The organism is Streptomyces sp. FXJ1.172 (assembly GCF_001636945.3).
Taxonomy (GTDB): Bacteria; Actinomycetota; Actinomycetes; order Streptomycetales; family Streptomycetaceae; genus Streptomyces.
Genome location: NZ_CP119134.1, coordinates 105,813 through 121,988 on the forward strand (window position 1 = coordinate 105,813; position 16,176 = coordinate 121,988).

At 68.7% G+C, this 16,176-nt stretch carries 10 protein-coding genes; 3 read left to right on the top strand and 7 right to left on the bottom strand.

Translation table 11 applies throughout. The features are described from left to right. Window positions 1-134: 134 nt before the first annotated feature. The 5 genes from A6P39_RS42445 to A6P39_RS42465 form a co-directional block, all read right to left on the bottom strand. The gene (locus A6P39_RS42445; protein WP_275884043.1) at window positions 135-986 is read right to left on the bottom strand and encodes an alpha/beta fold hydrolase; all 852 of its coding nucleotides are present in this window, start codon (window positions 984-986) and stop codon (window positions 135-137) included. Between the two features lie 203 nt (window positions 987-1,189). Beyond that, entirely contained in the window at window positions 1,190-1,975 is a 786-nt protein-coding gene (locus A6P39_RS42450; RefSeq protein WP_275884284.1) for a creatininase family protein, read from the bottom strand. A 17-nt stretch (window positions 1,976-1,992) separates the two neighbouring features. Continuing rightward, a complete protein-coding gene (locus A6P39_RS42455; protein ID WP_275884285.1) occupies window positions 1,993-3,087 on the bottom strand; it encodes an alpha/beta fold hydrolase in 1,095 nt (364 codons plus the stop codon). 612 nt (window positions 3,088-3,699) lie between these two features. Next, a complete protein-coding gene (gene mctP / locus A6P39_RS42460) occupies window positions 3,700-5,328 on the bottom strand; it encodes a monocarboxylate uptake permease MctP (RefSeq protein ID WP_275884286.1) in 1,629 nt (542 codons plus the stop codon). Beyond that, the gene (locus tag A6P39_RS42465; protein WP_275884287.1) at window positions 5,325-5,588 is read right to left on the bottom strand and encodes a DUF3311 domain-containing protein; all 264 of its coding nucleotides are present in this window, start codon (window positions 5,586-5,588) and stop codon (window positions 5,325-5,327) included. Before A6P39_RS42465 ends, mctP begins: the two co-directional genes overlap by 4 nt. A gap of 435 nt (window positions 5,589-6,023) precedes the next feature. Here A6P39_RS42465 and A6P39_RS42470 point away from each other — a divergent pair, with 435 nt between their 5' ends. Continuing rightward, window positions 6,024-10,874: a ricin-type beta-trefoil lectin domain protein gene (locus A6P39_RS42470; protein ID WP_275884288.1), complete on the top strand. Its 4,851-nt coding sequence runs from the start codon at window positions 6,024-6,026 to the stop codon at window positions 10,872-10,874. Between the two features lie 63 nt (window positions 10,875-10,937). Beyond that, window positions 10,938-14,129: a DUF5010 domain-containing protein gene (locus tag A6P39_RS42475; protein ID WP_275884289.1), complete on the top strand. Its 3,192-nt coding sequence runs from the start codon at window positions 10,938-10,940 to the stop codon at window positions 14,127-14,129. A 120-nt stretch (window positions 14,130-14,249) separates the two neighbouring features. On the opposite strand, the gene rpmF is transcribed toward A6P39_RS42475, so the two are convergent. Further along, the gene (gene rpmF, locus A6P39_RS42480; RefSeq protein WP_275884290.1) at window positions 14,250-14,423 is read right to left on the bottom strand and encodes a 50S ribosomal protein L32; all 174 of its coding nucleotides are present in this window, start codon (window positions 14,421-14,423) and stop codon (window positions 14,250-14,252) included. A 450-nt stretch (window positions 14,424-14,873) separates the two neighbouring features. On the opposite strand from rpmF, the gene A6P39_RS42485 reads away from it, so the two are divergent. Beyond that, window positions 14,874-15,746, top strand: coding sequence for a hypothetical protein (locus tag A6P39_RS42485; RefSeq protein ID WP_275884291.1), 873 nt, complete (start codon window positions 14,874-14,876; stop codon window positions 15,744-15,746). Between the two features lie 32 nt (window positions 15,747-15,778). Here A6P39_RS42485 and A6P39_RS42490 read toward each other — a convergent pair whose 3' ends face one another. After that, window positions 15,779-16,138 (bottom strand): hypothetical protein, encoded by a 360-nt coding sequence (locus A6P39_RS42490; RefSeq protein WP_275884292.1) that lies wholly within the window; start codon window positions 16,136-16,138, stop codon window positions 15,779-15,781. Between the last annotated feature and the right edge of the window lie 38 nt (window positions 16,139-16,176).

The window sequence follows — 16,176 nt, forward strand, 5'->3', positions numbered from 1 at the left end:
GACGGTTTGCGGGGTGCCCGATGCCCCGGTCGCCGTGCCGGCGGCGTACCAGATACACGAGGAGCGCGGCGTGAAAAGTTCGCTGTGTGCCGATTCGCGTGTTCCGTGCTGCCTCCCGGAACTGGCCGGGCGCGTCAGCGGACGGTGGTGCGGGCGGCTCGCTCGATGACGTCGGCGACGAGGCGGGGGTGGGAGACGGCGACGGAGTGGGAGGCGGCGACCTCGGTGGTGTGGGCGTGGGCGCGCTTGGCCATGTAGCGCTGGACGGCTGCGGGGATGTTGAGGTCGCGGGTGGTGACGATGTCCCAGCTGGGGGTGGTCTTCCAGGCGGCGCTGGTGGCCTTCTCCTCGAGGGCGGCCTGGGCGATGGGGCGCTGTTCGGCTGCCATGAGGGCGGCCTGGGCGGCGGGGACGTCGGCGGCGAACTGGTGGTGGAACTTGTCCTGCTGGATGTACAGGTCGGTGGCGGTGGTGCCGTCGGGCTGCTTGTAGGTGACGGGGTCGAGGGTGGCGGGGAGGGTGGAGCCCGGGTACTTGTTGGTGAGTTCCAGGGCGCTCTCGCCGGGGGCGGGGAGGAAGGCGGCGACGTAGACGAGGGCCTTGACCTGGGGGTCGTTGGTGGCGGCCTCGCTGATGACGTTGCCGCCGTAGGAGTGGCCGACGACGATCTTGGGGCCCTTGATGTGGTCGAGGACGGTGCGCAGGGCGGCGGCGTCGGAGGCGGGGCCGCGCAGGGGGTTGGCGGCGGCGACCACGGGGTAGCCGTCGGCGCGCAGGTCGGCGATGACGCCGTTCCAGCTGGAGCCGTCGGCGAAGGCGCCGTGTTCCAGGACGATGGTCGGCTTGGCGTGTCTCCCCGCCTCGGTGGTGTTCGGCGCGCCGTTGGCGGTGCCGCTGAGGGCGAACGCGCCGAGGGCCAGACCCGCCGTGAGCGTCGAGACCACACCCGTCACCACTCGCTTGCGTCCACCCTTGATGCTCACCACGACGAACCTCTTTCAGGAAGTTTCAGGTATTTCGACAATGACGCGTCGGCTTCACCGACTTTCGTCACCGCTCTGACGGGTGACGAATCTTTCATGTAGTTCGTCACCTGTCAAGACGGTGACGAAATGAGGGGGGCGGGTTCCCGAACATGGGTGCGGCCGGGAAGGGTGGTGCCCTTCCCGGCCGCGTGTCCGGGGCGGACTCAGCGCGCCGTACGCGCCTCGTCGTCCTCCTTCGCCCAGGGGTCCCGCACGATGATGTCGGCCAGTGCCGCCGCGCAGCCGGAGAGCAGCGTCTCGCCCTTCTCCTGGCTCGCCACCCGGGCGTCGCCCGCCACGCCGGACGCGGTGATCCGGTCGAAGGACACGGCCATGTACACCGGGTCGCTGGACTCCGCGGGCAGCGTGATCCGTGGCCCGTGCGCCTCGCCCAGGTGCTCGGTACGGATCAGCTCGGGGTAGGCGGCCATCATCATGGACGTCTCCCCCTCGCAGGCGTGCATGAGGCCGTCCTGGGTCTCCAGGGTGTCCCGCACCACGTCCCGCCCGGCGCCGAAATAGCTGGCGAAGGCGATCGGTGTCGCCAGCTCCGCGGTCAGTTCGGTGGTGAGGGCGTTGAGGGCGGTCATGTTCCCGCCGTGCCCGTTGACGATCAGGATGCGGGAGAAACCCGCCCGGATCACGGAGCGGCAGATGTCCCGCAGCAGGGCGTGCAGGGTGGGCAGACTGAGGGTGAGGGTGCCGCCGAAGGCCATGTGGTGCTCCGACAGGCCCGTCGGCACCGACGGCGTCACCACCACACCGGTGTGCTCCGAGGCCAGCACCGCCGCCCGCCGGCACACCTCCGCGGCCAGGAAGTCGTCCACGCCGGTGGGCAGATGAGGGCCGTGCTGCTCGGTGGCCCCCACGGGCAGCAGCACCACCGCGTCTCCTGCCGCGAGGTCACGCAGTTGTGTGGCGGTCAGACGGTTCCACTGGACTTCGCTCATCTGGGACTCCTCCCGGTTCAGAGGTGGTCGGCGTCGACGACGGCCTGGGCGAAGGTGCTGGGGGCTTCCTGGGGCAGGTTGTGGCCGATGTTCGCGATGGTGCGGTGCTGGTAGGGGCCGGTGAAGTGGCTGCGGTAGGCGGCGCCGTCGCCAGGCGGGGTGAAGGGGTCGAGGGCGGGGTCGAGGGTGATGGTCGGAACGTGGATGGAGGGCTGGGCCGCGAGCTGCTTCTCGTAGCGGTCGTAGCGGCGGTCGCCCTCGATCAGGCCGATGCGCCAGCGGTAGTTGTAGAGCACGATGGCGGCGTAGTCGGGGTTGCGGAAGGCCTGGGCGGTGCGCTGGAAGGTGGCGTCGTCGAAGTTCCAGTTGGGGGAGACGAGGGTCCACACGTAGCGGCACAGGGCGATGCGCTCGTCGACGTTCTCCATGGTCTGCTTGCCGCGGTCGGTGGCGAAGTACCACTGGTACCACCAGTTGTGCTCGACGGCCGGGGCGGCGGGCGTCAGCTGCGCCTTGCGGTTGGTGATGACGTAGCCGGAGGTGGAGACCAGGGACTTGACCCGTTCGGGCCACAGGGCGGCGATGATGTCGGCGGTGCGCGAGCCCCAGTCGAAGCCGGCGAGCACGGCCTTGTCGATCTTGAGGGCGTCCATCAGCGCGATGATGTCGAGGGCGATCGTGGACTGCTCGGCGTTGCGCGGGGTGTGCCGGGACAGGAAGCGGGTGCTGCCGTGACCGCGCAGGTAGGGAACGATGACGCGGTAGCCCAGGTCGGCCAGGAGCGGGGCGACGTCGACGTAGCTGTGGATGTCGTACGGCCAGCCGTGCAGGAGGAGGACCACCGGGCCGTGCGCGGGTCCGGCCTCGGCGTAACCGATGTCGAGGACACCCGCCTTGACCTGCTTGAGCGTGGGGAAGCTGGTGTGGGTGCCGGGGGTGATGGTGGGCACGGTGGGAGCGGCCGTGCCGTTCGCCTGGGGGGAGGCGGTCGCGCCGGCCGCGGCGGTCGCGCCGGCCGCGGCGGTCGCGCCGGCCTGCAGGCCGGACAGCGAGACCGCGGCCGCGCCGGTGCCCAGGCCGACGGCCTTGCTGAAGGTACGCCTGTTGATCATCTGAAACCCTCCGTCGTGCGTTGTCCGGTGACTGGCCCGCGCCCGGGAAACCTCCCGCTCCCATCCCCGGTACGGGATCACCGCGGCTGTGTGGCGCGACGACCCTCGCACACGGCTAGTCACCTGCCAAACAGGTGACGCAAAGGCGTTTCTGAGGCTGCCCCTCCCGTGGCTCGGGCCGGCGGTACACAACTTTCGTCCGCGGCGGAACCGAACACATCCGTCACATGACGGTGTGATGCGGCCGGTGACTCGGGCGTACGGCCCACTCCACATGCGGATCGTTCCGGACCCCGCGACTTCGACGCTTACGTCATTCGACTGAGCCGGTGCCGTCCGAGTTCCGGATTCAGAGGTCATGACCCTCCAACTGGCGCGAGGTCCGCGATCCGGCGTTCCTGCGAGGCCAGCGGCCCTCGTGCAGGACCGCGAAGAAGATAACGGGGGAGTCGTGCTTCCGCGGCGAAGAGAGCGGACATACGTGGCTGCGGATTCCGTGAGCGGAGGTTTTACATGGGTGACCACGCCGTGATGGGACGACAGCGGGCCGCCGTAGCGCTTGCTTTCGGCGGCCCGCTGCGGGGTGTTCTCGGCTGCGCCCCGTGAGTCGGCTCAGTGAGCGCTTCCCGCGATCGCCGGGGGCAGCTCCACCTCGACTCCGGGGTCGCCCGCGTCGGCCGTGTAGTCCTCCGGCTTGGTCTCGTCCAGGCCCTCGGGGGCCTTCAGGGCCTTCAGGACGAGGGTGAGGACCACCGTGACGGCGACGTTGAGGACGAACGCGGTGAAGCCGATGTAGCCGATCTCACCGATGCCCGGGATCTCCTTCGACGAGCCTCCGAAGTGCTTCTGGGTCGGGGAGGCGACGCCGTACGCGGCGACCGTGCCGTAGATCATGCCGACCGCCCAGCCGGTGAGCAGCGCCCAGCGGTGGAACCAGCGGGTGAACAGGCCGCCGACCAGGGCCGGGAAGGTCTGCAGGATCCAGATGCCGCCGAGGAGCTGGAAGTTGATGGCGACCGTCTTGTCCATGGTGAGGACGAAGACCAGGGCGCCGACCTTCACCAGCAGCGAGACGATCTTGGAGACCTGGGCCTCCTGCTTCGGCGTGGCGTCCGGCTTGATGAAGTCCTTGTAGATGTTGCGGGTGAAGAGGTTCGCCGCCGCGATCGACATGATGGCCGCCGGGACCAGCGCGCCGATGCCGATGGCCGCGAAGGCCACGCCCGCGAACCAGTCCGGGAACATGTCCTCGAACAGCTGCGGGATCGCCAACTGGCCGTTCTTGACCTTGACTCCGGCCGCGATCGCCATGAAGCCCAGCAGCGCCAGCAGGCCGAGCATGATGGAGTACAGCGGCAGGATCGTGGTGTTGCGGCGGATCACCTCACGGCTCTTGGAGGACAGGGTCGCGGTGATCGCGTGCGGGTACATGAACAACGCCAGCGCCGAACCCAGTCCTAGGGTGGCGTAGGTCCACTGGCCGGCCTCCGGCGGGACCAGGGCGCCTCGCGGCTTGCCCGTCGCCGGGTTGACGTGGCTGAACGCCTGGCTCGCCTTGGCGAAGATGTCGTCGAAGCCGCCCAGCTTGATCGGGATGTAGATGATCGCCACCACGATGACGATGTAGATCAAAGCGTCCTTGACGAACGCGATCAGGGCGGGGGCGCGCAGGCCGGACGAGTAGGTGTACGCCGCGAGCACACCGAAGGCGATGAGCAGGGGCAGGTCCTTCACGAACCAGTTGGTGTTCTCCCCGCCGCCGACGCCCATCACGTCCAGCACGGCCTGGATGCCCACGAGTTGGAGCGCGATGTACGGCATCGTCGCGAGGATGCCGGTCAGCGCCACGGCCAGCGACAGGCCCTTGGAGCCGAACCGGCCCCGGACGAAGTCCGAGGTCGTCACGTAGCCGTGCTTGTGGGACACCGACCACAAGCGGGGCAAGAAGGTGAAGATCAGCGGGTACACGAGGATCGTGTACGGCACCGCGAAGAAGCCGGACGCGCCCGCCGCGTAGATCGCCGCGGGGACGGCGACGAAGGTGTACGCCGTGTACAGGTCCCCGCCGAGCAGGAACCAGGTGATCCAGGTGCCGAACGACCGTCCGCCCAGGCCCCATTCGTCCAGCGAGTGCTCGTTCTCGGCCTTGCGCCAGCGTGCGGCGAGGAAGCCCATGACCGTGACGGCCAGGAAGAAGAAGATGAAGACGCCGAGCGCGACGCCGTTGACCCCGTTCTTCACTTCGCCTCACCACCCTTCTGCGCGGCGCGGGCGCGCTGGTCGCGCTGCCACAGCTGGTACGCCGTCGCGGTGAGCGCGGTGGAGATGACCACCCACAGAATCTGGTACCAGTAGAAGAAGGGGATACCGATGAGGGTCGGGTCCGCAGCGGAGTAGGAGCCGACCCAGAGAATCGCGACGTACGGGGCGGCAAGACACAGACCTACGGCGACTCGCAGCGGAGTCACCACCGTACTCCTGCTCTTCGGAGCGGTGGACATCGATGAGTACCTTTCGCTGGATTTTCATGCATATGTCAAGTATCTGGTCGGACGCTTGACATATATGAGAGTGCGGCGGGGGCGAGGTCGTGCGGGCGCACCCGTGCGGTGTCCACACGCCCGGGGAATCGAATCACCGGGCATGCAATCACTGACACCTGGTGAACGCTTCGACCGGCCCGGAAGTTCACACCCAGGGCGGCACAATGCCGACATCGCCGCAGGCGACGGACGTTCGGCCGTCCGACAGGTGAACATGTGATCACACGTGGAGCTGAAACATGCATCTGACGTCGATCACATGTGACAAGGTGCACGTTGGCGAGACGGCCGTCGGCCTTTCGTGGGCTGCACGGCTGGTGTTCTCGCCGGTCGGCCCGCCCGTGTCGTGGCGACCGGAGCGGACCAATTCACCCGCCTCACTCTGGAGAGAGCATGCAAGGTCCGAGACGCCGACGCGGCGGCGGAAGGGCGACCACCGTCGCCGTCGCCGTCGCCGTCGGTCTGACTCTGGCTTCCCCGTACGCTGTTGCGGCCGTCACGGGAGGGGAGGCGTCCGCGTCGGCGTCCACCCCCATCTACAAGGACACCAGTTACTCGTTCGAGGAGCGGGCGGCCGACCTCGTCTCCCGGATGACGCTGGAGCAGAAGGTCCGCCAGCTGATCACCAACGAGGCCCCCGCCATCCCCGGCCTCGGGGTACAGGGGTACACGTACTGGAGCGAGGCGCTGCACGGGATCCAGTCCCTGGGCAACTCCAAGAACGCCGGAAACGACAACTCGGGTCCGGTCAGGGCCACCGGGTTCCCCACCAACCTCGCCACCTCGATGGCCTGGGACCCCTCCCTGGAGTACCAGGAGGGCTCGGCGATCTCCGACGAGGCACGCGGCTTCCTGGACAAATCGCTGTTCGGCGTCGGCCGCAACAACCTCGGCAACTCCGCCGACAACTACGGTTCGCTGACCTACTTCGCCCCCACCGTCAACAACGACCGTGACCCCCTGTGGGGCCGCCACGACGAGTCCTACGGCGAGGACCCCTACCTCCAGACCCAGCTGGGCAGCCAGTTCGTCGACGGCTTCCAGGGCCAGAACCCCGACGGAACGTCGATCAACGGGTACCTGAAGGCCGCCGCCACGGCCAAGCACTACGCGCTCAACAACGTGGAGGACGCCCGCACCGCCATCAGCTCCGACGTCAACGACTCCGAGCTGCGCGACTACTACACCAAGCAGTTCGCCGGCCTGATCGGCCAGGCCCACGTCGCGGGCCTGATGACGTCGTACAACGCCATCAACGGCACACCCGCGGTGGCCAACACCTACACCGACAACACCCTCGCCAAGCGCACCTACGGCTTCTTTGGCCTCACCACCTCGGACTGCGGCGGCGTCGGCACCACCTACAAACTGCCCGACGACGGCCACAACTGGGCCCCCGCCCCCTGGTCCACCAACGGCTCCAAGACCGACCCGCAGTGGATCAACGGCACGACCGGTGACACCGTCGACGCCCGCGCCGGCGGCCAGGCCTTCGCCCTGCGCTCCGGCAACGACCTCAACTGCAGCGGCGAGGAGATGACCACCGCCAACGTGATGGAGGCCGTACGCGCGGGCCTGCTCAGCGAGGACGTCATCGACACCGCGCTGGTGCGGGTGTTCACCATCCGCATGAGGACCGGCGAGTTCGACCCGCCCGGCAGCGTGCCGTACACCTCCATCGACAAGTCGGTCATCCAGAGCGGCGCCCACGTGGACCTGGCCGCCAAGGCCGCCGACGCGTCCATGGTGCTGCTCAAGAACACCAACCTCGCCACGACCGGCAAGCCGCTGCTGCCCCTGAAGGCGTCCGCCGTGAACAAGGTGGTGGTCCTCGGCGACCTCGCCGACACCGCCAGCCTCGGCAGCTACGGCAACGGACCCGACAAGCAGGTCTCGATGCGCCAGGGCATCACCGACGCCCTGCAGGCGGCCAACCCGAACGCCACCGTGACGTACGACGCGGCCGGCACCAGCACCACCAACACCTCCGCCGTCACCCTCAGCTCCGCGACCCAGGCCGCCGTCAAGGCCGCCGACCTGGTGGTCGTGGTGGCCGGCACCGACCAGAACACCGCCGGCGAGGGCAAGGACCGCGGCAGCCTCGCCATGCCCGGCAACTACAACTCGCTGATCGACCAGGTCGCGGCCCTCGGCAACCCCAACGTGGTGCTGGACCTCCAGGCCGTGGGCGCCGTCGACATCTCCGCCCGCCAGTCCAAGGCCGCCTCCATCCTCTACAGCGCCTACAACGGCCAGAGCCAGGGCACCGCCCTCGCCGACGTGCTGTTCGGCAAGCAGAACCCGCAGGGGCACCTGACCTTCACCTGGTACAAGGACGACTCCCAGCTCGCCGCCAAGAACGACTACGGGCTCACCCCCGCCGAGTCCGGCGGCAAGGGGCAGACGTACCAGTACTTCACCGGCACCCCGTCCTACCCCTTCGGCTACGGCCTGAGCTACACCACGTTCTCCTACTCGGCCGCCCAGGCCGACAAGAGCAGCATCACCGCCGACGGCACCGTGAACGTCTCCTTCGACGTGACCAACACCGGCGACACGCCCGGCGCCACCGTCGCGCAGCTCTACGCCGCCAACACCTTCACCGTCAGCGGCGTGACCATGCCCCAGCAGCGCCTGGTCGGCTTCAAGAACACCGGCGTCCTCGCGCCGGGCGAGAAGCTGCACGTCACGCTGCCGGTCAAGGCGTCCGACCTGAGCGTGTGGAACCCCGCCACGTCCAGGCAGACCGTCTTCCCCGGCGCCTGGGCGCTCACGGTGGCCTCCGACTCCGCCACCGTGCAGAGCACCGCCACCGTGAACATCACCGGCACCCTCACCCCGAAGGTCACCACCGTCACCGTGCAGCCCGGCCGGCTGGTCTACCACGCCGGTGAGACGCTGGACCTGACGAAGAAGAACCCCTGGATCAAGGACGACACCGACCCGGCCAAGGAGCAGCGGGACACCTCGATCACGGCCGACGACATCGTGGAGGCGGTCAACAACGACCAGTCCTTCGTGAACCTGTCGAACGCGCAGGTGACGTACTCCAGCAGCAACCAGGCGGTGGCCACGGTCAGTTCCTCCGGCGTGGTCACCGCGGGCGCGGACGGCGTGGCGACCATCAAGGTGACCGTAGGCGGCGTCACCGGCTCCATGGTGATGGTGGTCAAGGACTCCCTCGCTGTCCACACCCCGCAGCTCGTGCAGCCGGGCCAGACGGCCACCGTCACCACCACCCTGACCAACGGCACCGGCTCCGCGCTGAGCGGGGTGAACGTCGCCCTGCCCGCGCCGACCGGCTGGACCGTCAAGGCCACCACGGCGACCTCGTTCGACACCGTCGCGGCCGGAGCGTCGGCCACCACCACCTGGCTGGTCACCCCGCCGTCCGGGGTGGCCTCGGGCAACTACCCGCTGAGTGCCACCGCCACCTACAGCGGCGGCTCGTACACCGCCGACGGAACCCTCCTCGTGCCGTTCGCCTCGCAGAAGGCGGCCTACACCAACGTCGGCGTCACGGACGACTCGAACCCCACGCCGGGCAAGTACGACGGTGGCGGGTTCAGCTTCTCCGCCCAGGCCCTGGCCGCGGCGGGGTTCGCCCCCGGCCAGCCGGTCACGCACGACGGCCTGACCTACCAGTGGCCGGACGCCGCCGCGGGCACACCCGACGCCATCGACACCAAGGGACAAGCGGTCCTGATCTCCGGGACGGGCAGCGAGCTGGGCATCCTCGGCAGCGGCACCAGCGGCCCCCTCCAGGGCATCGGCACCATCGTCTACACCGACGGCAGCACCCAGCAGTACGGCCTGAGCTTCTCCGACTGGTGGGACAACGACAACGTCGCCCAGGGCAGCGACCGGCTGGGCACCTACGCGTACATCAACTCCCACGACGGCAAGGTGAACCAGAAGGTCAGCCTCTTCGCGGCCAAGGTGCCGCTCGCCGCGGGCAAGACAGTCCAGGCTGTCATCCTGCCCAGGTCGGACAAAGGGTCCGGCACACCGCAGGGCCACGTCTTCGCCATGACCATCGGCGGCACCCCGCACACCCCGGCACCCCAGCCAAGCGGCCCGAGCGGCCACATCACCGGCCAGGGCGGCAAGTGCGTCGGCCTGGCGGCCGGCCCGGCCGCGGGCGTCCAGGCGGTCCTCGCCACCTGCGGCAACGACGCCTCCCAGCAGTGGACCATGGGCGCCGACAAGACCGTGTGGAACCAGGGCAAGTGCCTGGCCACCGCGAACGGCGGCACCACCAACGGCACGGACGTCGTCCTCGACTACTGCGACGGTTCCAAGGGTCAGCAGTGGACGGTGGATTCCGCCAACGGTTACCTGGTCAACGCGGCGTCCGGCCTGTGTCTGGAGAACCAGAACGGCAGTACGGCGGACGGGAATCCGTTGATCGTCTGGGCGTGCAACTCGGGTGACGTCGGTCAGAAGTGGGCGGTGCCGTCGGACGTGTCGGGTCCGTCGGGTCGTGTCGCGGGTTACAACGGCAAGTGTGCCGAGGTGGCGGGTGGTGCGACGGCGGACGGTACGGCGGTCCAGCTGAACGACTGTGGTTCCGGTTCGCAGCAGGTGTGGACGGTGGGGTCAGACGGGACGCTGCGGGCGTTGGGCAAGTGCATGACGGTGGCCGGTGGTGCGACGGCCAACGGTACGCAGGTGCAGTTGTCGGCGTGTTCGGGTGCGGCGTCGCAGAAGTGGTCGGTGCAGTCGAACGGTGAGCTGATCGGGACGCAGTCGGGCAGCTGCCTGGATGCGACCGGTCCGAGTTCGGCGAATGGCACGAGGCTCCAGATCTGGTCGTGTGCGGTGTCGGACAACCAGTTGTGGAGTGTGCCGTCGTCGCGTCCGGCGGGTGTGATCAGCGGGTACGGCGGTAAGTGCGCGGAGGTGGCGGGGTCGTTGTCGGCGAACGGTACGGCGATCCAGCTGAACGTGTGCGGGACGGGCAGTGGTCAGTCCTGGACGGTGGCCGCCGACGGGACGCTGCGGGCGCTGGGCAAGTGCATGACGGTGGCCGGTGGTGCGACGGCTGACGGTACGCAGGTGCAGTTGTCGACGTGCACGGGTGCGACGTCGCAGAAGTGGACGTCCGACTCGAAGGGGCAGCTGGTCGGCTCCCAGTCGGGCAAGTGCCTGGACGCCACCGGCCCCAGCTCCGCCAACGGCACCAAGCTCCAGATCTGGACCTGCGCGGCCACCGCCAACCAGCTCTGGAAACTCCCCACCTGATCGACCTGACTCGACCGGACCCGGTCGGGTATGTCACCTTTCATCGAAGGAAGTAGCACACAGGTGTTCTCCAGACTCGGACGCGCCCGACGCACCGGCCCCCGCCGGTCCGCGACGGGCGCGTCAGTCCTCGCCCTGGCCCTGCTGGCCCTCACCACGCTGGGCTCCGCCACGGCGAGCTTCGCCGCCACCGCCGACACCCCGGTCGTGGTCAGCGGCGGCACCGTCCTGCCCGGCCGGGTCGCCGGCAAGACGGGCGCCCTCGGCGTCACCTTCGGTTTCTCCGACGTCACGATGGCGGGCGGCCCCTACGACCAGCCGGTCAACAAGAACTACAACCAACCCATGTACCAGCCCAAGGCCGGCGACCCGGCCTCGTTCTGGGACAACTACGTCGAGGAACTGGTCACCGCCGGCGTCGACTTCGTCGCCGTCGACCTGCGCGGCTTCAGCCCCGACAACGCCGTCCCGGACGGCGCCGGCGACCCCCGCGCCCTGACGCCGCTGATCGACGCGATCAACCGGCGCGGCGTCGCCGACAAGCTCAAGATCGCCGCGCTGGACGACACGCCCGCGTCCCTCACCGACAAGAAGAACCGGGCCGTCCACCACACCGGCGGCTACGACCCGGCCTTCGACATCGGCGACGCCGACGGCACCGGCGAGGGCGGTTACAAGTACTTCTGGGACTACAACCAGCGCGAGTTCTTCTCCCGCGTCCCCTCCGACATGCTCTACAAGGTGGACGGCCGCCCGCTGATCTACGAGTGGTCGGTCAACGACTTCGCCTTCACCAACCAGGGCAACGGCAACCTTTCCAAGCTGCTTCAGTACGGCCACGCCCAGGCCCAGAAGGAGTTCGGGCTCGACCCGTACTACGTCGTCGACAGCAGCTGGCCCGACCGGGACCCGAGCGTGGTCTCGCAGATCGACGGCATCAACAACTGGTTCACCCTGCCGACGGGCTGGTCCAACGCGACGTACCAACCCGTCATCGACAACGGGCAGTTGAAGTTCGGCGACGGCTGGGCCTACCAGACCTCGAACGGCGCCGGCGACTACCGGAACACCTACCAGACCACGTCCCAGGCGGGTGCCTCGGTCACCTACTCGTTCATCGGTACCGGCGTGCAGTACCTGGCCCGCACCGCCTCCGACCAGGGCAGTGTCGACGTCTCGATCGACGGGCAGGCTCCCGTCACCGTGCAGTTGTCCACCAGCAGCGCGCTGAAGACCCAGCAGGTCGTCTTCGAGAAGAAGGACCTGACCGAAGGCACCCACACCATCACCGTGACGAACAAGGCCGCCTCCCCGGTCACCGTCGACGGCTTCCGGGTGCTCACCAGCCGCCCCGACTCGCTGAACGGTCGCACCTACGGGGTCGCCACCCCGGGGTTCCGTGTCGTCAACACCACCACCAACATGGTGATGGACCCCGACCACGGCAACAGGCTCAACCAGACGCTGGACGCCACGGTCAACGGCGGCGCGGACATCACCCTGGTCGAGGGCTTCACCGACTGGGAGGAGAACGCGATGCTCGCGCGTACGGCCGACGGCACGTACGACGAGCGGCTGACCGACTACCCCAACCAGATGATCGACATCATGCGGCGGTACTCCACCGACCCGTTCCCCACGAACCTCAAGATCGAGGCGGAGACGGCGGACGCGTACAGCGGTGCCACTCCCGGCAACGACTGGGGTGTGTACCGCGGCGGTGACATCGACGTCCAGCCCACCGGCGACACCGGCGGCGGCTGGAACGTCGGCGACATCGCCGCGGGCGAGAGCCTGACCTGGAGCAGCGAGCCGCTGCAGGGCACGGTGAAGCTCTCCGCCCGGGTCGCGACGCCCAACGACGGCGCCCAGGTCCACTTCGTCGTGGACGGCGTCGCCGGCCCGACCGTCACCGTGCCGAACACCGGCGGCTGGCAGACGTACAGCACCGTCGACGCGGGCACGTTCCAGTTCGCGGCGGGCACCCACCACACGGTCCGCCTGGAGTTCCCGACGGGCTCCCTGAACGCCAACTACTGGACGGCGACCACCCTCAGCCCGCCGGCCACCCCGGCTCCACTGGGTCCGACGGGTCAGATCACCGGCCAGGGCGGCAAGTGCGTCGACCTGGCCGGCGGCAGCGCGGCGAACGGCACCCAGGTCGTGCTGAACACCTGCGGCACCTCCACGACCCAGCAGTGGACGGTCGCCCCCGACAAGACGCTGCGCGTGCTCGGCAAGTGCCTCACCACCCAGGACCAGGGCACCACCAACGGCACCCACGTGCAGATCGCCGCATGTGACGGTTCCAAGGGTCAGCAGTGGACGGTGGATTCCGCCAACGGTTACCTGGTCAACGCGGCGTCCGGCCTGTGTCTGGAGAACCAGAACGGCAGTACGGCGGACGGGAATCCGTTGATCGTCTGGGCGTGCAACTCGGGTGACGTCGGTCAGAAGTGGGCGGTGCCGTCGGACGTGTCGGGTCCGTCGGGTCGTGTCGCGGGTTACAACGGCAAGTGTGCCGAGGTGGCGGGTGGTGCGACGGCGGACGGTACGGCGGTCCAGCTGAACGACTGTGGTTCCGGTTCGCAGCAGGTGTGGACGGTGGGGTCGGACGGGACGCTGCGGGCGTTGGGCAAGTGCATGACGGTGGCCGGTGGTGCGACGGCCAACGGTACGCAGGTGCAGTTGTCGGCGTGTTCGGGTGCGGCGTCGCAGAAGTGGTCGGTGCAGTCGAACGGTGAGCTGATCGGGACGCAGTCGGGCAGCTGCCTGGATGCGACCGGTCCGAGTTCGGCGAATGGCACGAGGCTCCAGATCTGGTCGTGTGCGGTGTCGGACAACCAGTTGTGGAGTGTGCCGTCGTCGCGTCCGGCGGGTGTGATCAGCGGGTACGGCGGTAAGTGCGCGGAGGTGGCGGGGTCGTTGTCGGCGAACGGTACGGCGATCCAGCTGAACGTGTGCGGGACGGGCAGTGGTCAGTCCTGGACGGTGGCCGCCGACGGGACGCTGCGGGCGCTGGGCAAGTGCATGACGGTGGCCGGTGGTGCGACGGCTGACGGTACGCAGGTGCAGTTGTCGACGTGCACGGGTGCGACGTCGCAGAAGTGGACGTCCGACTCGAAGGGGCAGCTGGTCGGCTCCCAGTCGGGCAAGTGCCTGGACGCCACCGGCCCCAGCTCCGCCAACGGCACCAAGCTCCAGATCTGGACCTGCGCGGCCACCGCCAACCAGCTCTGGAAACTCCCCACCTGACCTGTACATCCACAGAATCCGGGCCTGGCGGAACACCTTCCGCCGGGCCCGGAGTCACTTGTGCGCGGATGACGGCGCCGGTGGCCTACTCCGCCTCACTGTCTCGCCGCATCGCGGACCTCAGGCCGGGGGCAACACCTGACGGCCCCGGTACGTTCCGCAGTGCCGGCAGGCGGCGTGGGGCGGGGTCGGCAGACCGCATGCCGAGTTGGCGCATTTCACCAGCAGCGGCGCGGTCGCCTTCCAGTGGGCTCGGCGGTGACGTGTCCGTGCGCGGGACTTCTTGTGCATCATGGGTGATCGTCCGATTTCGTGTGTCATCGCTCTGACCGGGAAAGGCACGGCGGAATCCGACGAGGCCGCGCACACGTTGCCGTCAGGTGTCCTGGTCGACAGGTGTCCTGGGCAGTGGCGAATGATCGGCGCAGACGGGCCGGTGAAGGTCAGAGCCGTTGGGCGGGTCAAAGTGAGCGCGCGTCCGCCATGCCGGAGCACTCAACCACTCGTACCCGAGGTGAGGCCTGGACCGGCGCCGATGGGCGGCTGGCTCAGGCTAGGCTCTGTCGACTTCGATCAGCACGCCGAGGACGCTAGCAACTGCCGGGCCACTGTGCAACGCGGTTGATCACGGCCTGCCACCGGTACGTGTCGGACCGCGGCCGGGAAATCGGAGTGAACGCGCCGGACGGCTGGACTCGTGGAGAGAGCAGAGCGTATTCCGAACCCTCTTCACGAAATCCTGTGATGACTCCACGTGTTCGTCCCCTGGGTGCCGGTACCGGCATCGTCTGCGTCGTCGTCGCCGCCCTCGCGACGGCCGGCTGCGTCACCTCCAAGGACCCGGCTGACCCGACTCCCGCGGGTTCGTGGACGCCCACGGGGAGAAGGACGGTGAACTCCCTGACCGGTGCCGAGGGGGTGGCCACCCGGGAGGACGGTACGCTCGTCACGCGCGGCCCGGGCAGCATTCCGCTCTCGGTACGGGCTCACGGGTACCAGCACGTCGGGGACCTCGACATCGCGGCGGGGTACGCCTTCGACGCCTACCAGGGGCCGCGGGAGAACTCCGCCAAGATGTTTCTCGTGACGACGCCCGAGGGGAAGCGCCTGGAGTACCGCCACGGACTCGACGCGGGCGAACTGTTCAACAACTCCTTCGCCGCGGTCTCTCCCGACCACCAGTGGCTGGTCTCGGGCGAGTTCGGGGTCCGCAAGCGCTTGCAGGTCTTCCCCGCGCCGCTGCTGAACAAGACCACTCCCTTGAACGGCGGCGCCCTCCCGCAGGCGGGGGAGATCACGCTCGACCGGCCGGTCAAGGACGTCCAGGGCTGCGACTTCTTCTCGGAACGGCGCCTCGTGTGTGACGCCGGCCAGGGCGAGGTCTTCGACGTCGACCTGGACCGCGCGCTGGACGGCAAGCAGGTCAGCGGGAAGGTGACCGACGTGCTGCGGCTCCCGAAGATCAGCAAGTGCTCAGGCGCCTATGAGGCCGAGGGCGTCGACTACGACGCGAGGACGCGGACGCTGCGCGCGTCGATGCTGTCCCCGAGCCTGTGCAAGGCGGCGACGGTGATCTTCTCCTACCACTGGGAGGAGGACCGGCCCGGCCGCCGATGAAACGGCCGGGCGGGAGAGCCACACCCGTGGCGCTAGGCCTTGACCACGCGATAACTCAGCATCGCCCAGGGAAGGCTGGTCCGGGCCAGCGTGCCGGTGGACCACGGGTAGGTGGCGGTGCAGTCGGCCTCGGAGTAGAGCACCAGGTACGCGGAGCCGGAGGCGATCTGGACCGAGAGGGCCGGCTGCGAAAGCGTGTGGCAGGTGCCGACGTCGTCGAGGTCGGCCTTGCTCACTGTGCCGGTTCCAGTGCTGCCGGAGTAGAGGTACGCGCCTTCCTGCAACGGAGGCCAGCCGGAGGCGTTCGCCGCCCCGGCACCCAGGCCGATCAGAGCCGCGGCCATGGTCACGCGGACGGCTGCACTGCGGAGCCTGATCTCGGGTGTGAACATGCACTCCATTTTGCATGTTCACCTATGCGTCTGGGAGG

What these genes read in the sequence shown, in the direction of transcription:
- A6P39_RS42485 (WP_275884291.1), top strand. Translation starts at nt 14,874, where the DNA reads ATGACTCCACGTGTTCGTCCCCTGGGTGCCGGTACCGGCATCGTCTGC.
- rpmF (WP_275884290.1), bottom strand. Translation starts at nt 14,423, where the DNA reads ATGATGCACAAGAAGTCCCGCGCACGGACACGTCACCGCCGAGCCCAC.
- A6P39_RS42455 (WP_275884285.1), bottom strand. Translation starts at nt 3,087, where the DNA reads ATGATCAACAGGCGTACCTTCAGCAAGGCCGTCGGCCTGGGCACCGGC.
- A6P39_RS42470 (WP_275884288.1), top strand. Translation starts at nt 6,024, where the DNA reads ATGCAAGGTCCGAGACGCCGACGCGGCGGCGGAAGGGCGACCACCGTC.
- A6P39_RS42490 (WP_275884292.1), bottom strand. Translation starts at nt 16,138, where the DNA reads ATGTTCACACCCGAGATCAGGCTCCGCAGTGCAGCCGTCCGCGTGACC.
- A6P39_RS42465 (WP_275884287.1), bottom strand. Translation starts at nt 5,588, where the DNA reads ATGTCCACCGCTCCGAAGAGCAGGAGTACGGTGGTGACTCCGCTGCGA.
- A6P39_RS42450 (WP_275884284.1), bottom strand. Translation starts at nt 1,975, where the DNA reads ATGAGCGAAGTCCAGTGGAACCGTCTGACCGCCACACAACTGCGTGAC.